This window comes from Paenibacillus sp. J22R160, assembly GCF_059692135.1.
The window spans coordinates 1-23,864 of record NZ_JCAUAU010000020.1 but is presented as its reverse complement, the minus strand read 5'-3'; the positions used below and the strand labels follow the sequence as shown (position 1 = coordinate 23,864).

Annotated in this window: 20 protein-coding genes; 1 reads left to right on the top strand and 19 read right to left on the bottom strand. The window is 47.1% G+C overall.

Annotated elements, in window-relative coordinates; all coding sequences use genetic code 11:
• Window positions 1-18: 18 nt before the first annotated feature.
• From AC58UW_RS27000 to AC58UW_RS26910, 19 genes are all read right to left on the bottom strand, one after another.
• The gene (locus tag AC58UW_RS27000) at window positions 19-1,233 is read right to left on the bottom strand and encodes a branched-chain amino acid ABC transporter substrate-binding protein (RefSeq protein WP_497423652.1); all 1,215 of its coding nucleotides are present in this window, start codon (window positions 1,231-1,233) and stop codon (window positions 19-21) included.
• An 805-nt stretch (window positions 1,234-2,038) separates the two neighbouring features.
• On the bottom strand, window positions 2,039-2,968 hold the full coding sequence (locus AC58UW_RS26995) for a C40 family peptidase (RefSeq protein ID WP_497423651.1): 930 nt from the start codon (window positions 2,966-2,968) through the stop codon (window positions 2,039-2,041).
• A 2-nt stretch (window positions 2,969-2,970) separates the two neighbouring features.
• Window positions 2,971-4,074 (bottom strand): dipeptide epimerase, encoded by a 1,104-nt coding sequence (locus tag AC58UW_RS26990; protein ID WP_497423650.1) that lies wholly within the window; start codon window positions 4,072-4,074, stop codon window positions 2,971-2,973.
• Between the two features lie 12 nt (window positions 4,075-4,086).
• Entirely contained in the window at window positions 4,087-5,019 is a 933-nt protein-coding gene (locus tag AC58UW_RS26985) for a S66 peptidase family protein (RefSeq protein ID WP_497423649.1), read from the bottom strand.
• Between the two features lie 75 nt (window positions 5,020-5,094).
• Complete coding sequence (locus AC58UW_RS26980) at window positions 5,095-6,738, bottom strand: peptide ABC transporter substrate-binding protein (protein ID WP_497423648.1); 1,644 nt, start codon at window positions 6,736-6,738, stop codon at window positions 5,095-5,097.
• 31 nt (window positions 6,739-6,769) lie between these two features.
• Complete coding sequence (locus AC58UW_RS26975; RefSeq protein WP_497423647.1) at window positions 6,770-7,816, bottom strand: ABC transporter ATP-binding protein; 1,047 nt, start codon at window positions 7,814-7,816, stop codon at window positions 6,770-6,772.
• A gap of 5 nt (window positions 7,817-7,821) precedes the next feature.
• Window positions 7,822-8,709 (bottom strand): ABC transporter permease, encoded by an 888-nt coding sequence (locus tag AC58UW_RS26970; protein ID WP_497423726.1) that lies wholly within the window; start codon window positions 8,707-8,709, stop codon window positions 7,822-7,824.
• Window positions 8,710-8,741: 32 nt separating this feature from the next.
• On the bottom strand, window positions 8,742-9,674 hold the full coding sequence (locus AC58UW_RS26965; RefSeq protein ID WP_497423646.1) for an ABC transporter permease: 933 nt from the start codon (window positions 9,672-9,674) through the stop codon (window positions 8,742-8,744).
• Between the two features lie 21 nt (window positions 9,675-9,695).
• The gene (dppA, locus tag AC58UW_RS26960; RefSeq protein ID WP_497423645.1) at window positions 9,696-10,520 is read right to left on the bottom strand and encodes a D-aminopeptidase DppA; all 825 of its coding nucleotides are present in this window, start codon (window positions 10,518-10,520) and stop codon (window positions 9,696-9,698) included.
• A 124-nt stretch (window positions 10,521-10,644) separates the two neighbouring features.
• Complete coding sequence (locus AC58UW_RS26955) at window positions 10,645-10,998, bottom strand: DUF3870 domain-containing protein (RefSeq protein ID WP_497423644.1); 354 nt, start codon at window positions 10,996-10,998, stop codon at window positions 10,645-10,647.
• A 179-nt stretch (window positions 10,999-11,177) separates the two neighbouring features.
• Window positions 11,178-12,329: a serine hydrolase domain-containing protein gene (locus tag AC58UW_RS26950; RefSeq protein WP_497423643.1), complete on the bottom strand. Its 1,152-nt coding sequence runs from the start codon at window positions 12,327-12,329 to the stop codon at window positions 11,178-11,180.
• Window positions 12,330-12,380: 51 nt separating this feature from the next.
• On the bottom strand, window positions 12,381-13,613 hold the full coding sequence (locus AC58UW_RS26945) for an MFS transporter (protein ID WP_497423642.1): 1,233 nt from the start codon (window positions 13,611-13,613) through the stop codon (window positions 12,381-12,383).
• A 27-nt stretch (window positions 13,614-13,640) separates the two neighbouring features.
• Window positions 13,641-15,215, bottom strand: a complete 1,575-nt coding sequence (locus tag AC58UW_RS26940; protein ID WP_497423641.1) for a response regulator transcription factor — start codon at window positions 15,213-15,215, stop codon at window positions 13,641-13,643.
• Window positions 15,212-17,005, bottom strand: a complete 1,794-nt coding sequence (locus AC58UW_RS26935; RefSeq protein ID WP_497423640.1) for a cache domain-containing sensor histidine kinase — start codon at window positions 17,003-17,005, stop codon at window positions 15,212-15,214. The genes AC58UW_RS26940 and AC58UW_RS26935 overlap by 4 nt, the downstream gene beginning before the upstream one ends.
• A gap of 117 nt (window positions 17,006-17,122) precedes the next feature.
• Window positions 17,123-17,950, bottom strand: coding sequence for a carbohydrate ABC transporter permease (locus AC58UW_RS26930; protein WP_497423639.1), 828 nt, complete (start codon window positions 17,948-17,950; stop codon window positions 17,123-17,125).
• Between the two features lie 27 nt (window positions 17,951-17,977).
• Complete coding sequence (locus AC58UW_RS26925; RefSeq protein WP_497423638.1) at window positions 17,978-18,850, bottom strand: carbohydrate ABC transporter permease; 873 nt, start codon at window positions 18,848-18,850, stop codon at window positions 17,978-17,980.
• A gap of 106 nt (window positions 18,851-18,956) precedes the next feature.
• Window positions 18,957-20,090 (bottom strand): Gfo/Idh/MocA family protein, encoded by a 1,134-nt coding sequence (locus AC58UW_RS26920; RefSeq protein ID WP_497423637.1) that lies wholly within the window; start codon window positions 20,088-20,090, stop codon window positions 18,957-18,959.
• Between the two features lie 20 nt (window positions 20,091-20,110).
• A complete protein-coding gene (locus tag AC58UW_RS26915; protein WP_497423636.1) occupies window positions 20,111-20,908 on the bottom strand; it encodes a sugar phosphate isomerase/epimerase family protein in 798 nt (265 codons plus the stop codon).
• 50 nt (window positions 20,909-20,958) lie between these two features.
• Window positions 20,959-22,278, bottom strand: coding sequence for an extracellular solute-binding protein (locus AC58UW_RS26910; protein WP_497423635.1), 1,320 nt, complete (start codon window positions 22,276-22,278; stop codon window positions 20,959-20,961).
• A gap of 282 nt (window positions 22,279-22,560) precedes the next feature.
• Between AC58UW_RS26910 and AC58UW_RS26905 the strand changes: the two genes are divergently transcribed.
• Window positions 22,561-23,280, top strand: a complete 720-nt coding sequence (locus tag AC58UW_RS26905; RefSeq protein WP_497423634.1) for a 3-ketoacyl-ACP reductase — start codon at window positions 22,561-22,563, stop codon at window positions 23,278-23,280.
• The last annotated feature ends 584 nt before the right edge of the window (window positions 23,281-23,864 follow it).

The following is a 23,864-nucleotide window of genomic DNA, read 5'->3' as shown; positions in this document are numbered from 1 at the left end:
AAATGGAGTTGAACTTCGTTACTTTCCTACTTCAGAAATCATGGTGCCTGGATATTTCGGACCCTCAAATTTGTAGATAAATACTTTAGCGTATGTATTGTCACCTTTGCCATCAAAGGAAACCTTCGTGGCCACACCTTGGAAGTCTTTGGTGGCGCGCACGGCATCGCGAACTTTATCACGGGAAGGCGCTTTCCCACCGTCTGCACTGCTCGCGGCTTTAATGCTGTTAAGAATGATTGTCATACAGTCATAGGCGTATGCGGAGTATCCGTCTGGGGCTTTGCCGAATTTGGTTTTGTATTGATCTGCCCATTTCAATCCATCTGGCGATTTAGTAATATCCGTTGAGATGGAAGCGTACAAGGCATCTTTTACTTTTTCTCCGGCTACATCAACCAAACCTTGCGTGTCCCAGCCGTCAGCCCCCATGAAAGGCGCCGTAATTCCTTTGTCGCGAGCTTGCTTGATCAGCAAACCGCCCTCGGCATATAGGCCCCCGAAGAATATGAAGTCCGGTTTCTTGCTAAGCGCAATGTTCAGCACCCCGTTGAAATCCTTCTCACCTACGGTGATTCCCTCATAACCGACTATATTTGCCCCTTGCTTCGTCGCTGCGTCTTTGAAGGCTTCAGCTAAGCCTTGGCCGTAGGCTGTTTTGTCTTGGATGACGAAAATATTTTTGGCATTCACTGTTTTTAAAGCATAATTCGCTGCTGCAGGGCCTTGGAAATCATCCCTTGCAACGATTCGGTTCACGACCTTCAGATTACGGTCAGTTACCTCCGTAGCTGTGTTCGAAGGTGACACCATGACGATATTGTTCTTCTCGTAAACGACTGAGGAGGGGATCGCTACGCCCGAGTTCATATGCCCGACAATTCCGAGAATGGCTGGATCCGCACTAATGATCTCGGCATTGGCAACGCCTTTTTTGGGATCTGCCTGGTCGTCATAAGGGACCAATTGGAGTTCAAAGCCCAGCTTGGCAAACTCTTCTTTGTGGTCATCCAGGGACATCTGAGCGCCTAGCTTAATAGCTTCTCCTTGAACGGCGCTGCCTCCTGACAAAGGGGACTGAGTAGCAATTTTGATGACGCTCTTCGTGACTGTGCTGCTGGGTGTAGTTGTTCCTGTAGCAGAACTTGAAGTTGTTTCATTCCCGCATCCTGCCAACATACTAATGGCAAGAGCCGATACTGAGATCAGTAGAGCCGTCTTTTTCAAAATCATGAAACATCCTCCTCAGATAGTTTGATACGCAAAAATGCCGATATAGCAGCATTCAGAACTTCGATTCAATCAACGAAATTCATACAAAGACTACTCCATCGGCACTTTCAACTTATGAACCTTCCATATTTATATTATTAAAATTCATAGATTATGTCAATTAAACTAACATAAATTAGCTAAAAATAAAGGAAATGAACCTTGTTTGTTATAATTAATGACATTAACAGTTATTTATCTTCTATTTATTGGGAACATTAGACTCTCGGAAACTAGTATTATCGTTTAGCCCCCTTAACGCAGCTCAGAGAGGCTCTATATCCTAACCCGGGGAACTACAGGGTCTTATTTCAGAGGAAATCGGGCTACCTCCGGTTCTAGGGGAACTACAGGATCTTATTTCACCTCAATCTACAGATTCTCCGATCAGAACGGCGAAATAACGAACCACAGTTCCCCTCCACTTGCTCAACCAGCTGTTTTCGGCCAAATAGCGGACCACAGTTCCCTCCGAAAGTACCGTATCATGAGATATGCCGACCCTTTCGCCAGCAGAATAAAAAGCCTGCCGGGTCAACCTCCGTCAGGCATCACTGTTAGCTACTTTACAACCCCCACCTTCCACTCAAGCAACTTACCATACAGCCATCTTCCACCTCACCCTCCAATAACAGATTACAAAAAACCTTAACGAGAATTCCGCTAAGGCTTCACACAGGGAATTGAAGCCATCCACACAGCTCCCTCACGTTTCATAAAACAAAAGCACGTAAGATCAGCATCTTACGTGCTTTTTACAAACTGCCTACTTCCAATACCGCCTAGACACACAATGCTCTTGAGCCAGCTTAAATGTTTTCAAATCCACCATTTCAATCGACTTGATAGTTTCAGGAGAATGAATCATCATATCATCCCCTGCATAAATCCCCACATGGTGAATAGCTCCCTTACCTTCCTCATGGGCGAAAAAGAGCAAATCCCCCGCTTCCAGCTGCTCCTTCTCAACAGGAGTTCCCTGCTTGGCTTGGTCCGAGGCATCCCTAGGAATCAAAATCCCAAAATATCTGTGCATGGCATACGCAAAGCCGGAACAGTCATAGCCGAAGGAGGACATCCCTCCCCATAGATAAGGCAGATCCAGGAACCTTTTCGCCTGTTCCACGATCCCTCGCCCTATGTGAGCTACTCCTGCATTAGGAGTTAGAGGCCCATCAATTAAGCGGATATCATCCGCTTTCAGATAGCCCGTCCCCTCTGGCGTCTGCACTTTCACCAGCTTCCCCATTTCCTCCAACACCGGCAGAGAGGTCAGATAACTCAACTCAATTAGTTGTTGGGACGGACTCTTATACAACCATGCTTTATCGGAAATCACTTCGGCTCTCTTCGGACCGAGCGGGGCATCCGACCCTTCAACCAACTGGCAGCTTGGCACCCAGCCCGGATAGCCCAATACTTCCTTGCGCGTTCCCTGCTGAGGGATAAGCACCTTACTCCACCCATCGCCTTCTTCCGCGACAAGGACAGATGAACCATAAAGGATTTGTGTCTGAACCCGGTTCGCCAGACACAAATCCAGCCTATCTCTCAGCGTCATGCGCCCTAGCCATTCTCTCATTTCGACCGGATACCTAAGTACTGGCTCATCCATGGGGCGCGGCGAATCCGGCTTTGTCCATACAGTTGCAACAGCAACAGCGACCATCATCTGTTTCGGCATATTAATACTCATACTCATGTCACCACTGGACTTTGGCTGTGGACCACATCCAAGATTCCAAGTCCAGCAGCTTTCGGGAAGGTCATCACCCTTCCGTTATACTGCACACCGCCAACCACAATATCCTGCAGCATCATTAGTGGCGCATCGAAATCACAACGGGTAATATTCTTCTTGCTTGCAGCAAGATGAGCGGCAGCCGTTACTGCCACGCGGGATTCGATCATGCTGCCAACCATGCACTCGACACCGAATTCTTCCGCAATATGATTAATAATTTGCGCTTTGTATAGGCCGCCGGATTTCATCAATTTGATATTAATCAGATCAGCTGCACGATTTTTCAGCACCTCGAAGGCTTGAATGGGTGAAAACACGCTCTCATCTGCCATAATGGGAGTTTCTACGTGATCCGTCACCATTTTGAGCCCCTCGATATCTCCCGCTTTCACAGGCTGCTCAACCAGCTCAATGTCCAGACCTAAGTCCTCCATGCGCCGAATCGTGCGAATAGCATCCTTCACCTGCCATCCTTGATTCGCATCAATGCGCATTTTCACGCCACTACCGATGCATCTGCGGATTTCCTTGATCCTTTCGATATCCTCCAGGAGGTCGTCCTTGCCCAATTTAATCTTCAATACATTGAAGCCTTCTTGCACATAACGAACCGCATCTTCTCCCATCTCCTTAGGGGAATTGACACTAACCGTGAAGTCCGTTTCAATCTGATCCTTATAACCGCCAAGGAACTGATATAATGGCAAACCGCAGTTCTGCGCAACCAAATCATATATCGCCATATCCACAGCCGCTTTAGCGCTGCTGCTTCCGATCATTGATTGATGAATCTCCTGCAGAATGCGTTCATAGGCCAGCAAGCTTTTACCAACCAACAAGGGAGTAAATGTGTTTGCAATAGCCGAATGGATACTATCTAGGCTGTCACCTGTAATGACAATGGTCGCTGGAGCTTCCCCCCAACCAACTCTGCCGTCATTGCTCTTAATTCGGACAATGATAGACTCCGTACTGTACACGGTACGCAGTGCCGTTTTAAACGGCTTCTTAAGCGGAGTCGACTGCCGCATGACTTCAACACTTTGAATAATGCTCATGTAATTGCCTCCTTATGCCTCAACACCGGGTTCCGTGCCTGACAGCGACTTCTCGTAAGTGCTCATCCTTGCACTTACACCAATGGGAATCGCAATATTCGGCGAGCAGTGACCAATTTTAAATCCGGAAAGTGTCGGCTTCCCAGCGGGAACGATGTGATGATCAAAAATCTCCTCTAACGTAAACGACACTTTACGTTTATCCGGCTCACAATTATGAAAATCACAAATCAGAACACCAGCCGCATCGGCAAATTTCCCAGCGTGCTTAAGCTGATTTAACATCCGATCCACTCTGTAAGGCTCTTCGTCGATATCTTCAATAAAGAGAAGTTTCCCCTTTGTATCCAGCTCATATGGCGTTCCTAGCGAACTCACGATTAAAGAGAGGTTTCCTCCAACAATAGGTCCAGCTGCTTCTCCTTCCACTAGCGTTTGGAGCGGAGAAATTTCTTCTGTGTAACGAAGAACCGAAGGATGAAGGAGCGTTTCATAATTCTGAACCGTCAACGGGTGCAAATCGTCTTTCCCCAGATCAATCAACATGGGACCATGAAACGTAACCAATCCCGCAAATCTGCTTATAGCAGCATGCAAAAAAGTAATATCACTATATCCCCAGAAAATCTTCGGATTAGCGCGAATAAGGTTATAATCCAACAAATCCGCTATTCTTCCGGTACCGTACCCGCCACGCGCACAAATGATAGCTTTGATAGCGGGATCAGCAAACATAGCGTTCAGCTCCCCAGCCCGCTCCTCATCTGTTCCCGCCAGGTAGCCATGCTTCTTGAACAAGGTATCTCCCAGCCGCACTCGCAGCCCCATTTTCTCCAAAATGGTTGATGCCGCCTTCACCTGCTCCGTGTCTATCCAACACGCCGGCGCCGTAATGCCCACTGTATCGCCAGGGCTTAGTCGCCTTGGCTTTATAAGCTCAGCCATGTTTACAAATCTCCTTTCCCGTATGAAAAAAAGGGAGAAGCACCCCTTAAAGGCGCACTCCTCCGCCATCCGAATTTATTTCAAATCTGCCCACTTAAAGTCTAGGAAACCGAAAGCATGTCGAACGACACCTTCCAATTTATCACTTTGCAAGTAAGTGGAATTATAGAAGTAAAGCGGGAGAACCGGAGCTTCGTCCATCAGAATCTTCTCCGCATCGTGCATCATTTTGTATCGCTTAGCCTCATCCGTTTCTACATAGGCATCTTTGATCAATTTATCATAGGCAGGATTTACCCACCCTGTACGACTGAACGGATTCGTTGATTGGAAGCCGTCTAGGAAGTTGATCGGATCCGCAAAATCAGGAAGGAATGAAGAACGGGACAATTGCAGCTGTAGATCCTTTTGCTCGGTAGTCAGCACTTTACCTTCTTTGTTTGCCAGTTTCACATCAATACCCAAGTTATCTTTGAGCATCGCTTGCAGCGTTTGGGCAATTCGTTGACTTACATCATTGGTGTTATACGTCAAAGTTACATCAGGCAGCTTCGAGTATCCTTTTTCCTGCATCCCTTTGTCCAAAAGCTTCTTCGCTTCGCCCGCATCAAACTTGATCAGGCTGCCGCCAACTTTACGGAAATCTCCGCCCGCTGGATCGGTTAGTCCTGGAGACACATAACCGTCAGCCGGTTTCTGCTTTTGTTTCAAAACCAAGTCTACAAGTTTCTGTCTGTCTACAGCCGCAACAAATGCTTTACGAATGTTGACGTTATCGAAAGGAGCCATTTTCACATTGAATCGGTAGAACGCCGTTCCTGCGGCATCTTCAACTTTCACTTTGTTGTCTGCAAACAATTTATCGCTCATGTCAGCCGGAATGGAACCCGTTGTATGTAATTCGCCGGTAGTGAAGAGCTGGTAAGCCGTGTTCGTATCATTGATCATTTTAAAAGTAACGCCTGCCAGCTTTACGTTTGCGGCATCCCAGTATTGATCGTTTTTTACCATTTTAAGCTCGCTATCGTGTTTCCATTCCGTAATTTTGAACGGTCCGTTACTTACGATCGTAGCCGCCTCACCTGCCCATTTCGCATTACCTTCCACTGTAGCCTTATGTACGGGGAAAAAGGCAGGACTGGAAACCATGCCCACTAACCAAGAAGCAGGCTGTGTCAAAGTAACCTCCAGCGTCTTGTCGTCCAGCGCCTTGATTTTCACATTGTCCGCAGACCCCTTGCCGGAGTTGAAAGCCTCTGCACCTTCAATTGGGTAGGCAAGGAATGCCGCATCAGAAGCTGTTTTCGGATCCAACAGACGCTTCCACGCATACTCAAAGTCGGCAGCTTTCACTGGATCTCCGTTGGACCATTTGATGCCGTCGCGCAGCGTAAAGGTATATTTCTTCCCATCCGGCGTGATTTTCCACTCTTTCGCCATAGCTGGCTCAGGCGTTTGGTTTTTGCCAAGACGGGTCAATCCCTCAAAGGCATTATTGACAACGTCGTAAGAAACTTGGTCAAATCCTTTCGGAGGATCGAGGGAAGTTGGTTCTTTTAAATTGTTGTAAAGGAGGACCTTGGACTTCGTTTCTTTGGCTGCTTCTGTCTGGCTGGCCCCAGACGCTTGCGTTCCGGAACCAGGATCTTTGCTGCACCCAGCTAGTAGCGTACTAATTACCAATACGGAGCTGATTAGCAATGCTGACACTTTTTTCATGTGCACTTCTCCCCTTCGTTCATCGTCTTATTTATCCTAGAGCCGTCATGCCACTTCTCTTGATCGACGGCTGGAATACAACTTGAGAGCGCGGATCCTGAAGCCAACAGGCGACGGAGTGGCCGCTCGATACTGTGGTCTGCTCCGGCTGATAGACACTGCAAACTTCCATCGCATAACTGCAGCGCGCCGCAAAGGCGCAGCCTGCAGGCGGAGCGAACAGATCAGGCGGCGTTCCCGCAATTGGCGTAAGAGGAAGCGACTTATCCGTGTCCAGACGCGGCATGGAAGCCAGCAGCCCTATGGTATAAGGATGCTGCGGATTGTGAAACAACTCATCCACAGTTCCTGATTCAACGACCTTGCCGGCATACATCACATTGACCCGATCTGCCATATTCGCAACAACACCAAGGTCATGCGTGATGATAATAATGGACACACCGGTTTTCTTCTGAAGCATTTTGAAAAGCTCAATGATTTGCGCTTGAATGGTGACATCAAGTGCGGTAGTCGGCTCATCCGCAATAAGCACCGAAGGTTTGCAAACCGCTGCGATTGCAATCATAATGCGTTGTCTCATGCCGCCGCTAAATTCATGCAGATATTGCTTCAAACGCATCTCGGGATTAGAAATGCCAACGAGCCCCAGCATTTCCGTCGCTTGCTTCCGAGCTTCAGCACGCGATATTTTCTGATGGCGAATGATCCCTTCCATAATCTGCTCACCAATAGAGATGGTGGGATTCAGGGCCGTCATAGCGTCTTGGAAAATCATTGAAATTTCGGAGCCTCTCAGCTCTCGCAGCTGCTTTTCGCTAAGCGCGGTCAGTTCTCTTCCCTTATACCGAACGCTGCCTTGGCTGATCTTCGAGCTTTGCTCAGGAAGAAGACGCGTCACACTGCGTGCTGTTACACTTTTGCCGCAGCCGGATTCGCCTACGATAGCTAGCGTCTCTCCTTTTCCTAACGAAAAGCTAACTCCGCGAACCGCCTTCACTTCTCCACCGTGCGTGGTGAACGAGACATGAAGATTGTCCACTTCCAATATAATGTCGGGCAAGTTCGTTGTTTTCACCTCGGTTACCTCCTCCTTTTCGGATTAAAAGCGTCCTGCAAGCCATCGCCGACTAAGTTAAAAGCAAGCATCGTGATCGATATGAAAAATGCCGGATAAAATAACCGCCACCATTGCCCCGACAAAATGGTCGACAGACCATCATTGGCCATTACGCCCCAGCTTGCCAAAGGAGGCTGAATACCCAAGCCCAGAAAGCTTAGGAACGCTTCCGCGAATATGGCGGAAGGCACCGAGAACGTCACCTGCACGATAATGACGCCTATGGCATTGGGCAGCAAATGCTTGCGGATGATGTAACCCGCGCCCCCACCTAATGTTCTTGCCGCCAACACGTACTCCGATGATTTCAGACTGAGCACCTGTCCGCGCACAATTCGCGCCATTCCGATCCACCCCGTTGCGCTTAAAGCTACAATGATTGTTAGCAGCCCAGGCCCCATAACAACCATCAACAAGATGACAACGAGCAGATAAGGAATCCCGTATAGAAGATCAACGAATCGCATCATGATGTTATCAATTCGTCCTCCTAAGTAACCGGCAATGCCGCCATAAATAATGCCGATAACGAAATCGATTAAGGCTGCCATGAGTCCGATAAATAGCGAGATGCGCGCTCCGTACAGGATACGGGCATATACATCGCGCCCAAGCTCATCCGTGCCGAACCAGTGAGCGGCCGAAGGCTTCTGGTTGGCATCCAGCAGCACCTGCTTTGAATAACTCTGGTCGGTAAGGATAGGCCCAAGTATCGCGAGCAGCGCCATCATAACGATAATGATCAGCCCCGCCATGGCCAATTTGTTGGCACGCAGTCTAATCCAAGCTTCCTGCCAAAACGACAGCCTCATTCGAACAATGGCTTCCGCTGTCCCTTTGTTTTTGGCCATAGGGACAAATAAGGAATCTGGAACGTTCACGCTCACCCCTCCTTCCTGTGCAGCTTGATGCGGGGGTCAACTAGCCCGTAGGCGATATCCACCAGAAACATCATAATGACGAGCAGCGCGCTATAAAATACGGTCGTGCCCATAATGAGCGAGTAATCACGATTATTAATGCCATCGACGAAATATTTACCCATTCCCGGAATAGCAAAAATCTTTTCAATAACAAAACTCCCTGTAAGCACATTGGCTACCAAAGCCCCGAGCAGAGTAATGACCGGAAGCACCGCATTTCGAAGCGCATGCTTGATGACAATCGTAGCTGGCGATAGACCTTTGGCTCTTGCCGTTTCGATATAGTCGGCGGTTAGCACCTCTAACATGCTCGCTCTGGTCAACCTGGCAATTATCGCAAGCGGTCCCGTTGATAAGGCAAGCGCTGGAAGAATGACATGCTTCCACGTCCCCCAAGTAGCTACTGGAAGGAGCTTCCATTCGACCGCGACATATTTAATCAACAAAGTAGCTACGATGAAGTTAGGCACTGCTATGCCGATAACCGCAAAGATCATGGCGAGATAATCGATCATACGGTTCTGCCGGAGTGCAGCGACCGTGCCAAGCGCAATTCCTGTGACAATTGAAATCAGGATCGATATGGTCCCTAGCTTAAACGAAACAGGAAATCCCCGGCTGATCATGGAATTGACGGTATCGGGAAAATGGCCGATGGAAGGTCCGAGATCCAATGAAAGCAGTGATTTTAAATAAAGCAAGTACTGCGTCGTAATCGGCTCATCCAAGTGGTAAAATTCCATCAAATTCTGAACCGCCGTCGGATTCGAGCTCTTGCCCTCTTTCTCGAATGGCGACCCCGGAACAGCGTGCATCAAGGCAAAAGTAACCGTAATAATTAGCCACAGTGTGACAATCATGGAGATAAATCTACGTAGAATATATTGCGTCACGCCATCACCCACTCCCGCTTTTTAACAAAATGCCGTTCTCATCGCCAACTCCGTCATAACCAACATCGCTCGGTACGCCTCAAGAATGTCTTTCGCCTGGAAGGTCACAATAGGACTGTTATCATCTATCGTCGTACCCGGCATCAGGTGAGCCCACTCCGCTTGACCATAGTTGGCAAATTCAATTTTCAAAACTGGATGATCCGGCGGCACAAGCGGCTTCACCCTGCCCGCGTTAGCCAGCGCTTCCTTTGTTTTTTCCTGGAGCAGCAGTCCGCTCTTCTCAGGGGTTAAGCACATAGCCGAAGTTCGCGATATCCGCTTTTTCACAATCGCTGTCGTAATCCCTGGAATTAGCTCCTCCGCTTCAATCGCGGTTTCATCATCCCCAGCAACTAGTAGAACAGGCACACCATAATGACCCGCAACATACGCATTAAACCCAAGCTCTCCAATGACCCTATCATTGATGTACATATTGCGAACGCCGAAAATCATCGTATGGCTAAGGACACCTTTGGTCGCCGCTCTCGTGTGATAGCCTAGAAAAGCCGCACCCGAGAAGGAAGCATCTAATCCTTGTACCATCGAAAAAGGCTTCACATCGCCTGAAATCAACTGCGTATCGGGATGCAGCTTCTCGATTAACAGATTGTTCATTTTGGAGTGACTATCATTCACAATGACTTCCTTGCAGCCTTCATCAAAAGCAGATCTTATGACATGGTTCGCTTCATCCGTCATGATGTGCTGACCGCGAGTGTAGTTGTACTGTCTGGAATCAACAAACGTGTTATCAACAAGTCCGGTTATACCTTCCATATCTATGGAAATATAAAGTTTCATAAGTACGCCTCCAGTCATGTAAGGTAACAAAAACCCAGCAAACAGCCTCAGGAGCATGCCTCCCAAGAAACCATTTGCTGGGTTTTATTTACGAGTATGTTGCCATACGGATAAATAAAGCAGCTTACACTGTACCGGAAGATTGGAATCCCAGCTCTTCCCGGCCGTTAAGTGCTAATTTGTATTTTTTTTGCGCGTCTTTATACGCTACGATCAGAGCCTTTTGGGATGATCCGTGGTATCTTCGGCGAATTTCCTCCGCCACCACATCAAGGAGAAGCATATTGTGCCCGATGAAGATCGAGCGGACAAAATCCGATGTGAGCGGTATGGTGGATGAACATCCTGCATCAACAATCTTATGGCTTGACGTATCTACGACAAGGCCAATAAAAAATGCATTGTACTGCTGAGTAATCGGATTGTTCACAGAAGCTTGCGCGTCGCCGATGATGTATATCGTATCTTTGTCGTACAACGAACGACCACTCTCCTTATTAGTATTCTGTTCGGTTTCTGAGCGGGATGTGGGAAGAGATTAAGTCTCAGTCTCCCTACGACCGCCAGAAGCTAGAATACTAACGATGTAATATATACTAACATCGAATTGACATGTTGTAAATATGTAAATATCGAACCTCCTTCTCTCCCTAGTTACTAGAGGAAAGCAGCCCGCAAGACTTGTGCAAGTTCTTCTTCCGCCTCATAATAAACGCCTTGTTCTTTTCTTTGAATTAGACCGTTGATGAGCAGAATGAAGCCCCATTTTTCTTGTTTATGAAAATACATATCGCTTAGCAGCCCATACGCATCGCCGGAATGCCCAATAAGTCTGTGACCCGGAATCAGATCGTCCGTCAGCTGAAATTGGAGCCCGCATTTGCGGAAAAAGCCATCTCGTCGATGCCCTGACCATTGTGGCGCGTGCATGAGATCCACAGTTTCTGACTTCAGAATTTGAACATCGTTCAATTTACCGGCGTTAGAATGCGCTTCCATAAAACGAGTCAAGTTATCGACGCTTGTGCGAAGTCCGCCCTGCGGGCTAAATAATGCTCCGTTGGTGCCTGGTACATAGTCACTGTAATCTATGGCTTCCGGCTTCTTCCCACGAAAATCGTCCGTGCTGACCATAAATCGATCATCGGCCTCTGCGTATTCATAGAGCACAGCAACGGAATCCAAATCCTTCAAGTCACTGATATTAAAACTCGTATCGTACATGTGAAGCGGTTCGAACAGATGCTTCTTGCAGTATTCGTCAAATCGTTCATTCGAAAGCCGCTCCACCACAGTCGCTAGAATGACGGCACCCAGATTCGAATATTCGAAGTATTCCGGATCCCCCGGCCGTCCATCTCCCCAGAGATTGTCCGTGTAATAAGTCCCGCCTGGCAGAAGGATATCGGCAAGTCGAATCTTAGGTGGATTCTCGCTACGCGAATCAACGACAAAACGAACATATTCATCTTGCAGTCCCGAAGTATGGGTCATCAACATCTTGATCGTTATCGGTGTATCAGAATACTTAGGACTACGTACCGGGAATCCGAGTATGTCGCCTACATGCTGATCAATTCCGCATACGCCTTGTTCAACAAGCTGCATAACCGCTGTCGCGACCACTGTCTTTGAGATAGAAGCGACGCGAAATATCGTTTGAGACGTAACGGGGATGCGTCTTTCTACATTCGCCCAGCCATATCCCGCGTTCCAAATCTGTCTCCCTTCACGCATCACGGAGGCTGCTAATCCAACGATCCGATGCTTGTCCATCACACGCCGAATCTGTTCATCCAAAGAATTCAAGCTGACCCTCCTTCGCCCTGATTTGTAAAAGAATTGATTCTTATAGGTTCATTATAATAAAGTCTTTTCGTACTGTGTAGCATTTTTTTGGCGCACTTCCATTTTAGCGGCAATCACGAACATAATCGTGAACCCAGCTACGCCTATTAGCGCCATGATCGCACTGATCGTATACATGGCATGAGCGCCTAATTCCTGAAATATCAACCCCCCGGCGATCCCGGCAACCATGCCGGACAAGCCGCCCCAGCTCAAGGCATAAACAGCTTGCCCTGACGCCCTATAAGCCGGAGGAATCAAATATGCCGTCAACTGAGTGCCCACATAGTAATAGCCGGCGAACGTTATGGAATTCAAGGCTTGGATGAAAAGAATGTGATAGGGCGATGTGGCCGCTGCCATTAGGAACCAGCGCAGCGCGTACAATAAACTAACAGCCGCCAGGCAAAAGAACATACTCCTCCGGTCTTTTCGCAAAAAACGGTCGAACAGTAAATACACAGGTATTTCAAAAATAGAGGCAAAAAATGCGGACCATCCGATTAAGGAACTTTTCCCTCCTAGTTCGGACATGTAAATCGAGACAAAAGTGTTATTCATTGCGTTAGGAATCGAAATAAGAATACCCATTAGAATGAAGATCATAAACCATTTATCACTCATAATTTGCAGATAATTGCCCTTCTTGCCACTCTTGATTGGGCTTCCTTGCTCTCGACTTCTCCCACCCTGAGGCAGCATCCATGCGAATACAATGGATAACCCCATCATGATGCCGCACACTTTCCATAAATCCCGAATACCTAGCCATTCCATCACAGGACCTGTCGCTAGTGCCATTAACGCCCAACCAAGCGCACCCCAGAGCCGGAAAGAGCCAAATTTGTGATTCGTATGCTCAATCGCTTCCAAGATAAGGCTATTGGATTGGGCAAACAAAGGGCTCTGAAAACAGAAAAAAACAAGTAAGCATGTAACAAGGAACGGGTAAGAATTCGTAAAAAAGACCGTTTGCAGGCTAAGAAAGCTGCCGATCAGAAGAATGATCAGAATGCGCCTCACATTAGACAAACGGTCGCTCCAATAGCCCCAGAACGGATTGGCGATTAACGAAAGAATAGGCCCGCCGGCCAGCAGCAAGCCTATCGCAACGCTAGAAATGCCTAATTCTTTCAAGTACAGCGGGAAAAATGCACTATAAATAGCGAAGGCGCCATATAAAATAAAGCTAAACGCTTTGATGACGCCGAACGGGGAATCTTTGAGTCTTCCGATTACGGACATAGGTGTCACGCTATCCTTTCTAAGCTCTCAAGTCGTATGGACAAGTTTCCGATACTGCGTTGGCGTAACTCCTGTGTATGTTTTGAAAATGGAACAGAAGTATTTATATTCTTTGTAACCAACGCTTTCGGCGATTTCGAAGACGCGATCATCCGTCCCGGATAGCTTGGCTTTCGCCTGTTCGATGCGCACTTCGTTCAGATACTCAGCGAACCCTTTGCCGAACTTTTGCTTGAAGAGGATGCTGAAGTAATTAGGTGTTATTTTCAGCCACGCAGCAATCTCAGATGCCTTAATATCCTTGTTGTACCTGGCTTCAATGTACGATTTCACCCTGTCTGCAAGCCAATGATTCTTCCCAGTAAGAGAATTATGGATCAATGAGAACATGGACGCAAGCTCCGCGCGCAGCAGTGACTCCATCGCTCTGTAGGAGTTGTGCACCAAGAGATCGATCTCCTGCGAATGAAAGATATTGAGATACCCCGTCAAATCTATCCCAGCCGCTCGAAGCCGCCTTTGAAGAATAATGACCAGCTCCTGGAACGCCTGCCATATTTCCTTAATTAAGCTGCCACTCTCGCGAAATTCCTGCATAATTTCATCAATTTGCTGGCGCAGTTCCTCATCATTTTCTTGAAACAAAGCATGAATCAGATTTTTCTCCAATACGATCAATTCAGGAAGACGATGACTTCTTTTGAAAATCAATTCTTCATCATGAAATACAATAGGCGCTAGGGAAGATAACACGGCATAGTGCAATAAGGAAATAGCTTCCATGCAGCTAGCATGGATTTGCTCTGAACCTTGGAACGGGCGGGAAATACTGGCATGCAGATCAAGATCCTCTGACAACCTCAGTACTCCGCTTAAAATGTTATGAAGATCCTTCTCTTTCATCGATGACGGGCCCACAACTAGCGACAACAGCAAATTCTGATGTTGGAACAATGAAACGGTCTCTAGCCCCGATGATCTTAAGGCCGAGTCAACGCTTATTTCCCAGAGCCCCCGCTTCTCTCTGCGCATCTCTTCGGACGAACGATGGGTCCACTCCGCATAATCGGAGAGCTGCGTTGCGATCATCCAACAGTTACACGAGCCGTTCGTCATCATCAAAGGCACATAATCGTCATTTTGATCGACTACTCTTTGTTGCAGTTGCCCCATCAGCCATTTACGCGTCCGTTCTACTTCTTGCTCACTCTTAAGCTTCCGTTCCTGCGTGATTTCTTCGCTAATCCGTTGCACCATGCTCATCAACTCATCGATATTCACCGGTTTAAGCAAATAATCTTCGATACCAAGTCGCAAAGCCTGCCGGGCGTATTCAAAATGATCATATCCGCTAACAATGATGACACGTGACTGAGGGAAGCGTTTCTTCAATTCTTTGGCAAGCTCTAGTCCGTCCATTCCTTCCATGTTCACATCCGTCAACACGACGTCCACAGGACAGTGCTCCAAGAATGCAAGTGCTTCTATTCCGTCATAGGCTTCTCCGACAACCTCAACACCAATTGACTCCCAGGAAATGGTATGACGCAATCCTTGGCAAATAATGGGCTCATCATCTACAATTAGCATCTTGATGGTCATCGTTTTTCCTCCTGTGCACTCATTTGATATGGAAGTCTTATCCTTACGCAAGCTCCAGCATGCGATGGTTCCGAAGGAAGCTCGATGCCATAACCCACGCCGTATTCAAGTGTTATACGCTCATGAATGTTGCAGATCGCATGGTTCATGATGCCCTCATCGCCGGCTCGATCTTGAAGAACCTGACGGATGACCTCAAGCTTGTCTTTGGCAAAACCAACGCCGGAATCGATCACATCAATCAGCACATCCTGCTCCGTCTTATAGCTGCAAACATCAATGCGTCCACCCCCGCGCTTAAAACCATGCTTGATGCTGTTCTCCACCAACGGCTGAATGATCTTCTTCAAGAGAACGGCATGGTTCAACTCCTCCTCCATATGCAGGGTGAATTGAAGTTTGCTTCCCATTCGCTTCTGCTGCAAGTTCAGGTAGGCGCGAACAAAATCCAGTTCCTCAGGCATTGTCGTGTATCGCTTGCCGCTATTCTGCCCCATTCGAAAAAACCGCGACAGGGTTTCGATCAATTGACTTGTCTCTGCCGCTTTCTCCAGCCTTGCCGTCCAACGGATCATATCCAGCGTATTATATAAAAAATGAGGGTCCATTTGACTTTGCAAGATTCTAAGCTCTGATTCCTTCTGTCGAATCTCCAGTTTATACTTTTTATCGATCAGCTCCTTGATCGTCATCACCATATTGTTGAACTGTCGGCCAAGCTCCCCGACCTCGTCACGAGATCGGACTTTGACTTGCGCCGAGAAATCACCCTTTTTGAGCCTCGAGGTTTGTTTGCTCAGCTCCAGCATTGGGCGGATCATGGCGAACTCGAAACCGATTAAGGCTATTAATCCAAATATAAGAATAATTAGAATCAAAAATTTGAGCGAGGCTTTAATCGCTTCCGTTTTTTGAACGATGGTTTGATCCTTAATCAAGGTTACGATGTACCAGCCGGTCGACTTCATTGGTTGACTGAAAACAACGTAGGAAGCTCCGGCTTCCTTCAAAGAAGAGACTTTTTTGGACACACCCCCATTAAATTGACTTAGAAGCGCATCGCTTGGGTACGGATGTCCAATCAGGCTTTGATTTTGATGCAAAACGACACTGCCCCCAGGCCGAACAATAAAGATAGATCCCTGATCCTTGGGAACAGCTGACATTAACAAGTCTGTGATCTCCGACTCATCCAAACGAACGATAACTTTGCCCACCGGACGCGAAGTATTGTCAAAGGAATTGATGACACGAAACATGGAAACAACTCGCTTATTTCCCGTCCAGCCGCTCTCCAGTTGATAGGAATCGGTCCATATCACCCCGCCTCTTCTGTCTTGGGCAAGGTCTGTCCACGATTGTTCCAACCCTTTGACAGGTTCGCCCATTTGGAGTTGATTGCCTCCTACACCTTCGAGGGAAATCGATTTAATATACCTCTTGGACATGATTTGAAAGGCAATAAAACCTTCGATTGTCGTCTGATCCTTGTTCATTTGCACCATATTGTCCGGTGTGGTCGGTGTCTCCATGAACCTTCTAAAGTTCTCTTGATAAATCATATAGTCCGATAAATCTTCAATAGCCTTTATTTTTTCGGACAAATTCAGTTCAATTGTATTCAAGTTCTTTTCCATGGCATCAATAAATTGCTGCCGCAAAATGGCATCATAACGGCTCAGAATGACATTTCCGATCAAAAGGGAGGGGAGTGTCACCAAAAGAATGAAGATGGCGATCGACTTTCTTCTTAAACTAAAGTGCATGAAAGGATATCTGTTAAGGTTCATTAAGTTCCATCCCCTTCATCGGTATAATTCCTCATTTTACTATAAAACGGGGTCAACCTACCTAAAAGGATGTAAAATTCCTTGAGAAAGTTTCAAGCGATCAAAGAGCCGCTATCATTACCCTTTAACCGCGCCGGCTGTCATCCCTTGCACCAACTGCTTCTCCATAGCCAAGTAAAATCCAACAAGTGGAATAAGCGCCATAGATAAGGCAGCCATTTGCAGCGTCTGGAACCGTGTTTCTGTGCCGGCGAAATTAGCCAAGCCTAGCGGAAGCGTTTTTAGAGCTGCTTTATTGATCAAAACAAGCGCGAATAAAAACTCATTCCAGTTGTAAATAAAGTTGATAATAATGACCGTCGCTAGCGCAGGACGAGTCATCGGAAGAATAATGGACCAGAAAATTCGATAGAGTCCAGCCCCGTCCATAACCGCAGATTCCTCAATATCTTTAGGGAATGCCTGCATGAAGCCTACCAGAATGAAGATAGTAATCGAGAGATGAAAAGCCGTGTAAGGAAGCACCAGCGAAAGGTGAGAATTCAACAGGCCGACATTTTTCATGATAATAAAAATCGGCACTAACGTAGCGTGAATCGGAATCGTCATGCCAATGATGAACAAACCGTAAAGCCATCCGCGTAACCGAAACTGAAATCTGGAAAGAAAGTAAGAGGTCAACGCACCAAGCAGCACCGTTAATACGATTGCACCAACGGTCACAATGACACTGTTCCAGAAGTACGTACCTAAGTGTGCAACTTTCCAAGCACTCGTATAATTGCTAACTTGCCAAAGCTTGGGCAATCCTAGCGGATTCGTTGCATAATCTTCCTCTGACTTAAATGAACTGACAACCATCCATACAATCGGGATGATATTAATAACACTTAGAACGGCTAGAATAATATGAATGATCGTTTTTTTCCCTAAAGATGTTTGCATAGCTCCTCCTTTCTCTACATGCATCAATTAGCCATTTCTTCGAGTGACTAATTTGGCTGCATATATGGCTAATAGGCTGAAAAGCAGAATAAGAATAGAAACTGCGCTCCCAAGTCCGAAGGCACTGTTGTTGAACGCTTGGGTGTACATGTAGATGGTCATCACTTCTGTATTGTGAGCTGGTCCTCCAGCTGTCATCACATAGATTAAATCGAAAACCCGGAAGCTGTTGCTAATGGAGAAGATCAGCGTTACCCAGATCGTTTCTTTCAACATCGGAAGCGTGATGAACCAGAATCGTCTCCAACCTGTAGCGCCGTCCATGACGGCCGCTTCTCTTACTTCTTCGGATATATTTTGCAAACCAGCTAAGAAAACAACCATATAGAAACCATAATTCTGCCAAAGATACGTGATGCTTACCGACAGCATGCCCCAACGCGGGGAGCCAAGCCAATTCTGTTTCAAGCTCTCCAAACCGAAGAGTCCGAGCATGTTGTTCATCAGGCCTGATTCCGTACCGTAGACCATATTCCAGATGAGAGAGACGATAACCGCTGAGATAATGACGGGCAGAAAAAGCACGGAACGGTAAACTTTAAGCCCGCGAATCGATCGGTTCAATAGCAAGGCAAAGAACAAACCTACTGGCAGCTGTCCCACAATCCCGCTAACCATCATAAACAGGTTGTTCTGTACACCCTTCCAGAAGATCCCGTCCTTCAAGACGGAGATATAGTTGTCCAACCCTACAAAAGACATGTGCGAAAGACCGTTCCAATCGAAAAATGAGTAGTAGAATGACATGAGAATCGGAATCATCGCGATCCCGATATAAATGATCAAGGCTGGCAGCATGCCGATAAAAATTGCCAATCCCATCCGCCTCGTTACATGCATAAATGGCCCTCCTTATGCGCTAGATGATAAATTGAGAGATGCCAAGAAGACGGAGACTGGGCAGGCTCCGCCACTTTGGCAGCCGAAGAACGGCTTGTTGCCCCTCTTACAAAGGAATCGACAGTGAGCGCGAGGCAGCCACAATCTCGGCAGCCGTCGTTTCCCGCCCGAGCGAATCGGATAAATATAAACCTTCGCTAATCAACATAGTCGCAAGTGCAATTTCAGCAGTCGGCATAAGTTCTACGCGTCCCTGTAGCGCAGCGATCCAGTGATTTTGCGATGAATCATAAGCATCTTCGTTCTCTCTCATTCTGTGAAAGCGAACATCCATGCGGTTAAGATCAATCTTGCTGTCCAGATCGATGTCGGCTACAGTCGTGTGAAAGCTGATATCGGAAGTCATCTCTCCGGAATGGTAGGATGGGAGCCGAATACCGCCTTTGGATCCAATAATGCTGCTCCCCTCAACGCCTCCAAGATTAACGGCCCATGCTTCAAAGATGTCTAGCGAGAGTCCATTACGAAGGGTAACGAATCCAAGCGCCAACTCTTCCACATCGAATCCACTTTCGGCACGCCTGCCCTCATCCATCTCCATTTCTTGAATGAGCTTCCCAGTTACGCGTTCCACCTCAGTTTCACCAAGCAAGTAGAGCATTTGCGCGATATGATAGACGCCCATATCCAGTAAAGCTCCGCCGCCTGCACTTGCTTTTTTCGTGAAATAAGCGGTACCAAATCCATCGACGAATGGTCTACCGCGCCGCCTGAAGCCATTCGACCGAGCGTGGAACAATTTGCCCAGTTGACCGCCATCAATCAGCGCTTTGGCAGCCTTTGTTTCCTTTTTATAAAGCGTGCTAAGTTGAATGTGAAGTTTCTTGCCATACTCTTTGGCTGCGTCAACCATAGCTTTGCCGTCATAATAGGAGCCTGCGATCGGTTTCTCGCAGTAGACATGTTTACCCGCCTGCAGAGCAGCAATCGTGAGTGGCGCATGAAAGTTATTATGTAGACATACATCCACCGCATCGATATCTTCTCGCGCCAATAGGTCCTTATAGTCGGTATAGACATGAGCAACTCCATATTTGTCGGCAACCCGGCGGGCTTCCTGTTCATTAATATCACACAGAGCCACGACCTCGGCGCCCTCTATTTCTGCATACTGATCCAAGTGAGCTTTCCCGATAATTCCTGTTCCGATAATACCAATTCTAATCTTGGCATATTCCATCATGCACGCCTCCAGATCACCTATCCATTGTTCGGGCAAGCAGTTGCAAGTATTCGTTTCATAGCTGCTAGCGCCCACTCTACCTCAATGTAAGGATTGGACAAAGCATTATATTCGATTGCCCAATACCCTCGATAACCAAACTCACCAAGGAACTTGACCGTTGCTTCCGTATTCTCGGAACAAATGGCTCGTTTGTCCAAATGCACGTGATTCACCCAGGGAGCAACAATCTCATTGCCTTGATTACCCTCTATCCAGCGATCGATATGCAGTAAAATACCGTATCCTGGATGATCCACTGCTTCAGCTAAGCGCTTCATCCAATGGGGGTCCAGCGAAATACCTGTATGATTCTCTGGCCCTACTGTAAATCCGTAATCCGCAGCTTGCTGAGCAAATTCCTGATAAGTACGAACCGTGTATTCGAACTGCTCCTCCGTCACTTCGCCGGGGCCTCGATTGGCATCAATTCGAACCGTCTGAGCGCCAAGCAATCTCGCCGCCTTCAAATGAGCTTGCGCATTCCGGTACAACTGCTGCCTGGTATCCGGATCAGCATCCCATAAGTGAGCGCGGTCCACCGCTATATTAGCAACCGTTAATTGTCTATCATCCAGGTTCCGTTTGATCTTCATCAACTCATCGTTATCCGGAAGCTCCCAGATGGGAACCTCGCGGTTTACGAAAAAGCCGTTCCAGAGATCTACGGCATCCAATCGATACCGGTATTTCACCGTCTCCAGATAGCCGTAAATAGTCATTTCGTTTTGACTTAAAAGCTGATAGAAGGAAAATGCGCCAATGGAAGCTTTCATCTCCGTCACCCTTTCAAATCGTTAGCTTCGAGCTTTCACTAGCTAGCCGATTATTTTTTCACTTTATCCATGACATCTTGCATTTCTTTGGCAATTTGTTCTGGCGTTTTCTGTTTCATCGTAATGGCTTGCAGCCCATTCTCGATTGAATCTTTGACTGCCGCCGGCATCACACTGTCAAATACAAGCGCGTCGCCCGATTTCGTCAACTCCAGCATTTCTTTCAAATATTTACTAGTGTCCGCAGGCATTTCAACTTTCGCCGGCACGACGATCCCTTTACTCATCAAGTTCTGGTACAGCTCAGGGGAGTAGAAATATTTCAGGAATTTAAACGCCGCCTCTTTCTTGGCTCCTGTTAATTCCTTGCTTAATCCAATACCGTATTGGATAACCCCTGCACTTTTGCCAGCTGTTCCTTTACCACCGTCTACGGATGGGAACAATGCGATACCAATATTAGCGCCGCCCTCTGTGTTACTGACACGGAATTTCGTATCAATGGTCGAGCTGGTCATGGTCATAGCCGCTTTCTTCTGCAAGAAGTAATCTTGCACTTGCACTTCATCCATGGTGTTCAAATCAGCATTAAAGGCATCAAGCTTCGTCAATTCATCGAAAATGCCAAGTGCTTTCACATAGTCAGCATCCGTAAATTTAGCTTGTCCTTGTTTCACCTTGGTTAAGAAATCCGTTCCAGCGATACGATCCTCGACAGCGGACATCACCGTGGATTGAAGCGGCCAACGGTTCTTATTGCCAATCCCCATCGGCGTAACCCCTGAAGCTTTGAGCTTTTTCACCAGATCGAGGAAATCGGCATATGTTTTAGGAAATTCATTGTAGCCTACTTTAGCTAACATATCCTTGTGGTAGTAGATAATATCGACAAAAGTCATCTTCGTTGGAACGGCATATTGCTTACCGTTTACTTTATATCCACCTAATGACTGTGGCGGCAAAATATCTTTCCAAGTATCCATAATTTCATCTAGCGGCATAAGTACGCCGGCATCGATGAACGGATCCATATCAACACCTGGATAGAGAATGAACATATCCGGCATGCTGTTGCCAGCTGCTTCCGTACGGAGCTTAGTCCGATATTGGGCCGACGGGATATCCTGCATTTCAATCTTAATATCTGGGTTCAACTGTTGAAATTTCTGAATTCTTTCTTTGTACAGTTGGTTATCTACGTTCGGGGTGGACCAGTTTTCCTCCAAAGTGAGTGTAACTTGTTGTTTCGAGGCGGGCTGCGTTGATGTTTGAGTTTTTCCTACTTCTTTTGCCGGCTCAGCTCCATTACTGCAGGCTGTAATTGTCAGTAAAGCAGCTGAAGCAGCAGCTAACACCGATTTTCTAATCACTCCATGAATCATCCATGAACCCCTCACTTTATGTTATTATTTTTAACATCCATCTTACGCCTTTATTATATGATACCGTTTACCAGGTTTGTATCCCACCAATTTATCATATTGTCTGAATTTTTAATGTAATATAATCTAACATATAAGATGACCAACCTCATTGGGCATAGAAAAATGAGCTAACCACTATAATTGACGCCGTCCGCCAAATGGCATAAAATGGGGCCATACTTTTCATAATATTAATACCTAATTCACAGAATAAAAAGGAGATTTCTCATGACCTTACACAATCAAACGGCCATCATTACGGGAGCAGGAAAAGGGATCGGTAAAGCTGCCGCCATTTCCTTGGCCAAAGAGGGCGTTAATCTTGGATTACTGGCTCGCAGCCGTGCCGACCTCGTATCCCTTCAACAAGAATTGACAAGTACATACGGCGTCAAAGTGAGCATTGCTACAGCGGACATTTCCAAGCGAGCAGAGGCGGTACGTGCCGTGGATTTACTAATTGGGGAATTGGGTTCCCTGGATATCCTGCTCAATAATGCCGGAACAGCTCAGTTCGGCACGTTGGTCGATATGGATCCAGATCAATGGGAGCAAATTATTCAAACCAATCTGATGGGCACGTATCATGTGACTCGCGCAGCCCTTCCAACCATGCTGAGTCAAAATGGCGGAAGCATCATTAACATTGCTTCAACCGCAGGGGAGCGAGGCTTTGCCACCGGTTCAGCCTACTGCGCCTCGAAGTTCGCTGTCATCGGAATGACAGAAGCGCTTATGCAAGAGGTTCGCAAATCGAACATCCGTGTTACTGCGCTCACGCCATCCACCGTGAATACAGAGTTGTCTGTCAAAGCAGGCCTGCCGATAGGCGACGAGGACCGTATGATGCAGCCGGAGGATGTGGCTGAGCTCATCTTGGCAGCCTTGAAATTGCCGCAGCGTGTATTCCTAAAGACGGCGGGGATTTGGACGACGAACCCGCAATAGCAAGAAGACCGATAAAGGCCCGTGGAATAGGGCTTTTATCGGTCTTTTTTTTCGCTTCCTAGGGTGTAGGGCGGAAGCTAGGGAATTCCATTCAGGCTCTCAACCCCGTTGTCCAGTTTCCATCAGGAGCGACGCCTCAACTGGAATAGATGGAAAAACTACCGTTAATCTGCGCCAAATTGTGGCAGGGAATGGAATAACGGTAGAAACTCCATCTATTTCGGTAGTAGCTGGGCAAGATCTGCTATATCCGGCGAAAATAGCGGTAGAATTTCCAGTTAATTAGGCAAAAATGGATCAGATGCCGAAATTAGCTGGAGGAATCGGCGTTAATTGCAAAGTTACATCTAATGAGGCATCCGCTCATCCCGATGTCCAGCTCCTAGAGGCAATCGTCACCTCGCCTCAGCTGGAATAGATGGAAAAACTACCGTTAATCTGCGCCAAATTGGGGCTGGGAATGAAATATCGGTAGAAATGCAGCTAGAATAAAGAGTGGACACCTCAATAAGAGAATTCGATAATGAATATATCAGGAGGTGTTCCCATGGGTGAACAACGGAAACGTTATAATGAAGAATTCA

Bases quoted from the DNA above. Each gene is read 5' to 3' on its own strand.
- AC58UW_RS27000 (WP_497423652.1), bottom strand. From the start codon at position 1,233: ATGATTTTGAAAAAGACGGCTCTACTGATCTCAGTATCGGCTCTTGCC.
- AC58UW_RS26995 (WP_497423651.1), bottom strand. From the start codon at position 2,968: ATGAGTATTAATATGCCGAAACAGATGATGGTCGCTGTTGCTGTTGCA.
- AC58UW_RS26990 (WP_497423650.1), bottom strand. From the start codon at position 4,074: ATGAGCATTATTCAAAGTGTTGAAGTCATGCGGCAGTCGACTCCGCTT.
- AC58UW_RS26985 (WP_497423649.1), bottom strand. From the start codon at position 5,019: ATGGCTGAGCTTATAAAGCCAAGGCGACTAAGCCCTGGCGATACAGTG.
- AC58UW_RS26980 (WP_497423648.1), bottom strand. From the start codon at position 6,738: ATGAAAAAAGTGTCAGCATTGCTAATCAGCTCCGTATTGGTAATTAGT.
- AC58UW_RS26970 (WP_497423726.1), bottom strand. From the start codon at position 8,709: ATGGCCAAAAACAAAGGGACAGCGGAAGCCATTGTTCGAATGAGGCTG.
- dppA (WP_497423645.1), bottom strand. From the start codon at position 10,520: ATGAAACTTTATATTTCCATAGATATGGAAGGTATAACCGGACTTGTT.
- AC58UW_RS26945 (WP_497423642.1), bottom strand. From the start codon at position 13,613: ATGTCCGTAATCGGAAGACTCAAAGATTCCCCGTTCGGCGTCATCAAA.
- AC58UW_RS26940 (WP_497423641.1), bottom strand. From the start codon at position 15,215: ATGACCATCAAGATGCTAATTGTAGATGATGAGCCCATTATTTGCCAA.
- AC58UW_RS26935 (WP_497423640.1), bottom strand. From the start codon at position 17,005: ATGAACCTTAACAGATATCCTTTCATGCACTTTAGTTTAAGAAGAAAG.
- AC58UW_RS26930 (WP_497423639.1), bottom strand. From the start codon at position 17,950: ATGCAAACATCTTTAGGGAAAAAAACGATCATTCATATTATTCTAGCC.
- AC58UW_RS26925 (WP_497423638.1), bottom strand. From the start codon at position 18,850: ATGCATGTAACGAGGCGGATGGGATTGGCAATTTTTATCGGCATGCTG.
- AC58UW_RS26920 (WP_497423637.1), bottom strand. From the start codon at position 20,090: ATGGAATATGCCAAGATTAGAATTGGTATTATCGGAACAGGAATTATC.
- AC58UW_RS26915 (WP_497423636.1), bottom strand. From the start codon at position 20,908: ATGAAAGCTTCCATTGGCGCATTTTCCTTCTATCAGCTTTTAAGTCAA.
- AC58UW_RS26905 (WP_497423634.1), top strand. From the start codon at position 22,561: ATGACCTTACACAATCAAACGGCCATCATTACGGGAGCAGGAAAAGGG.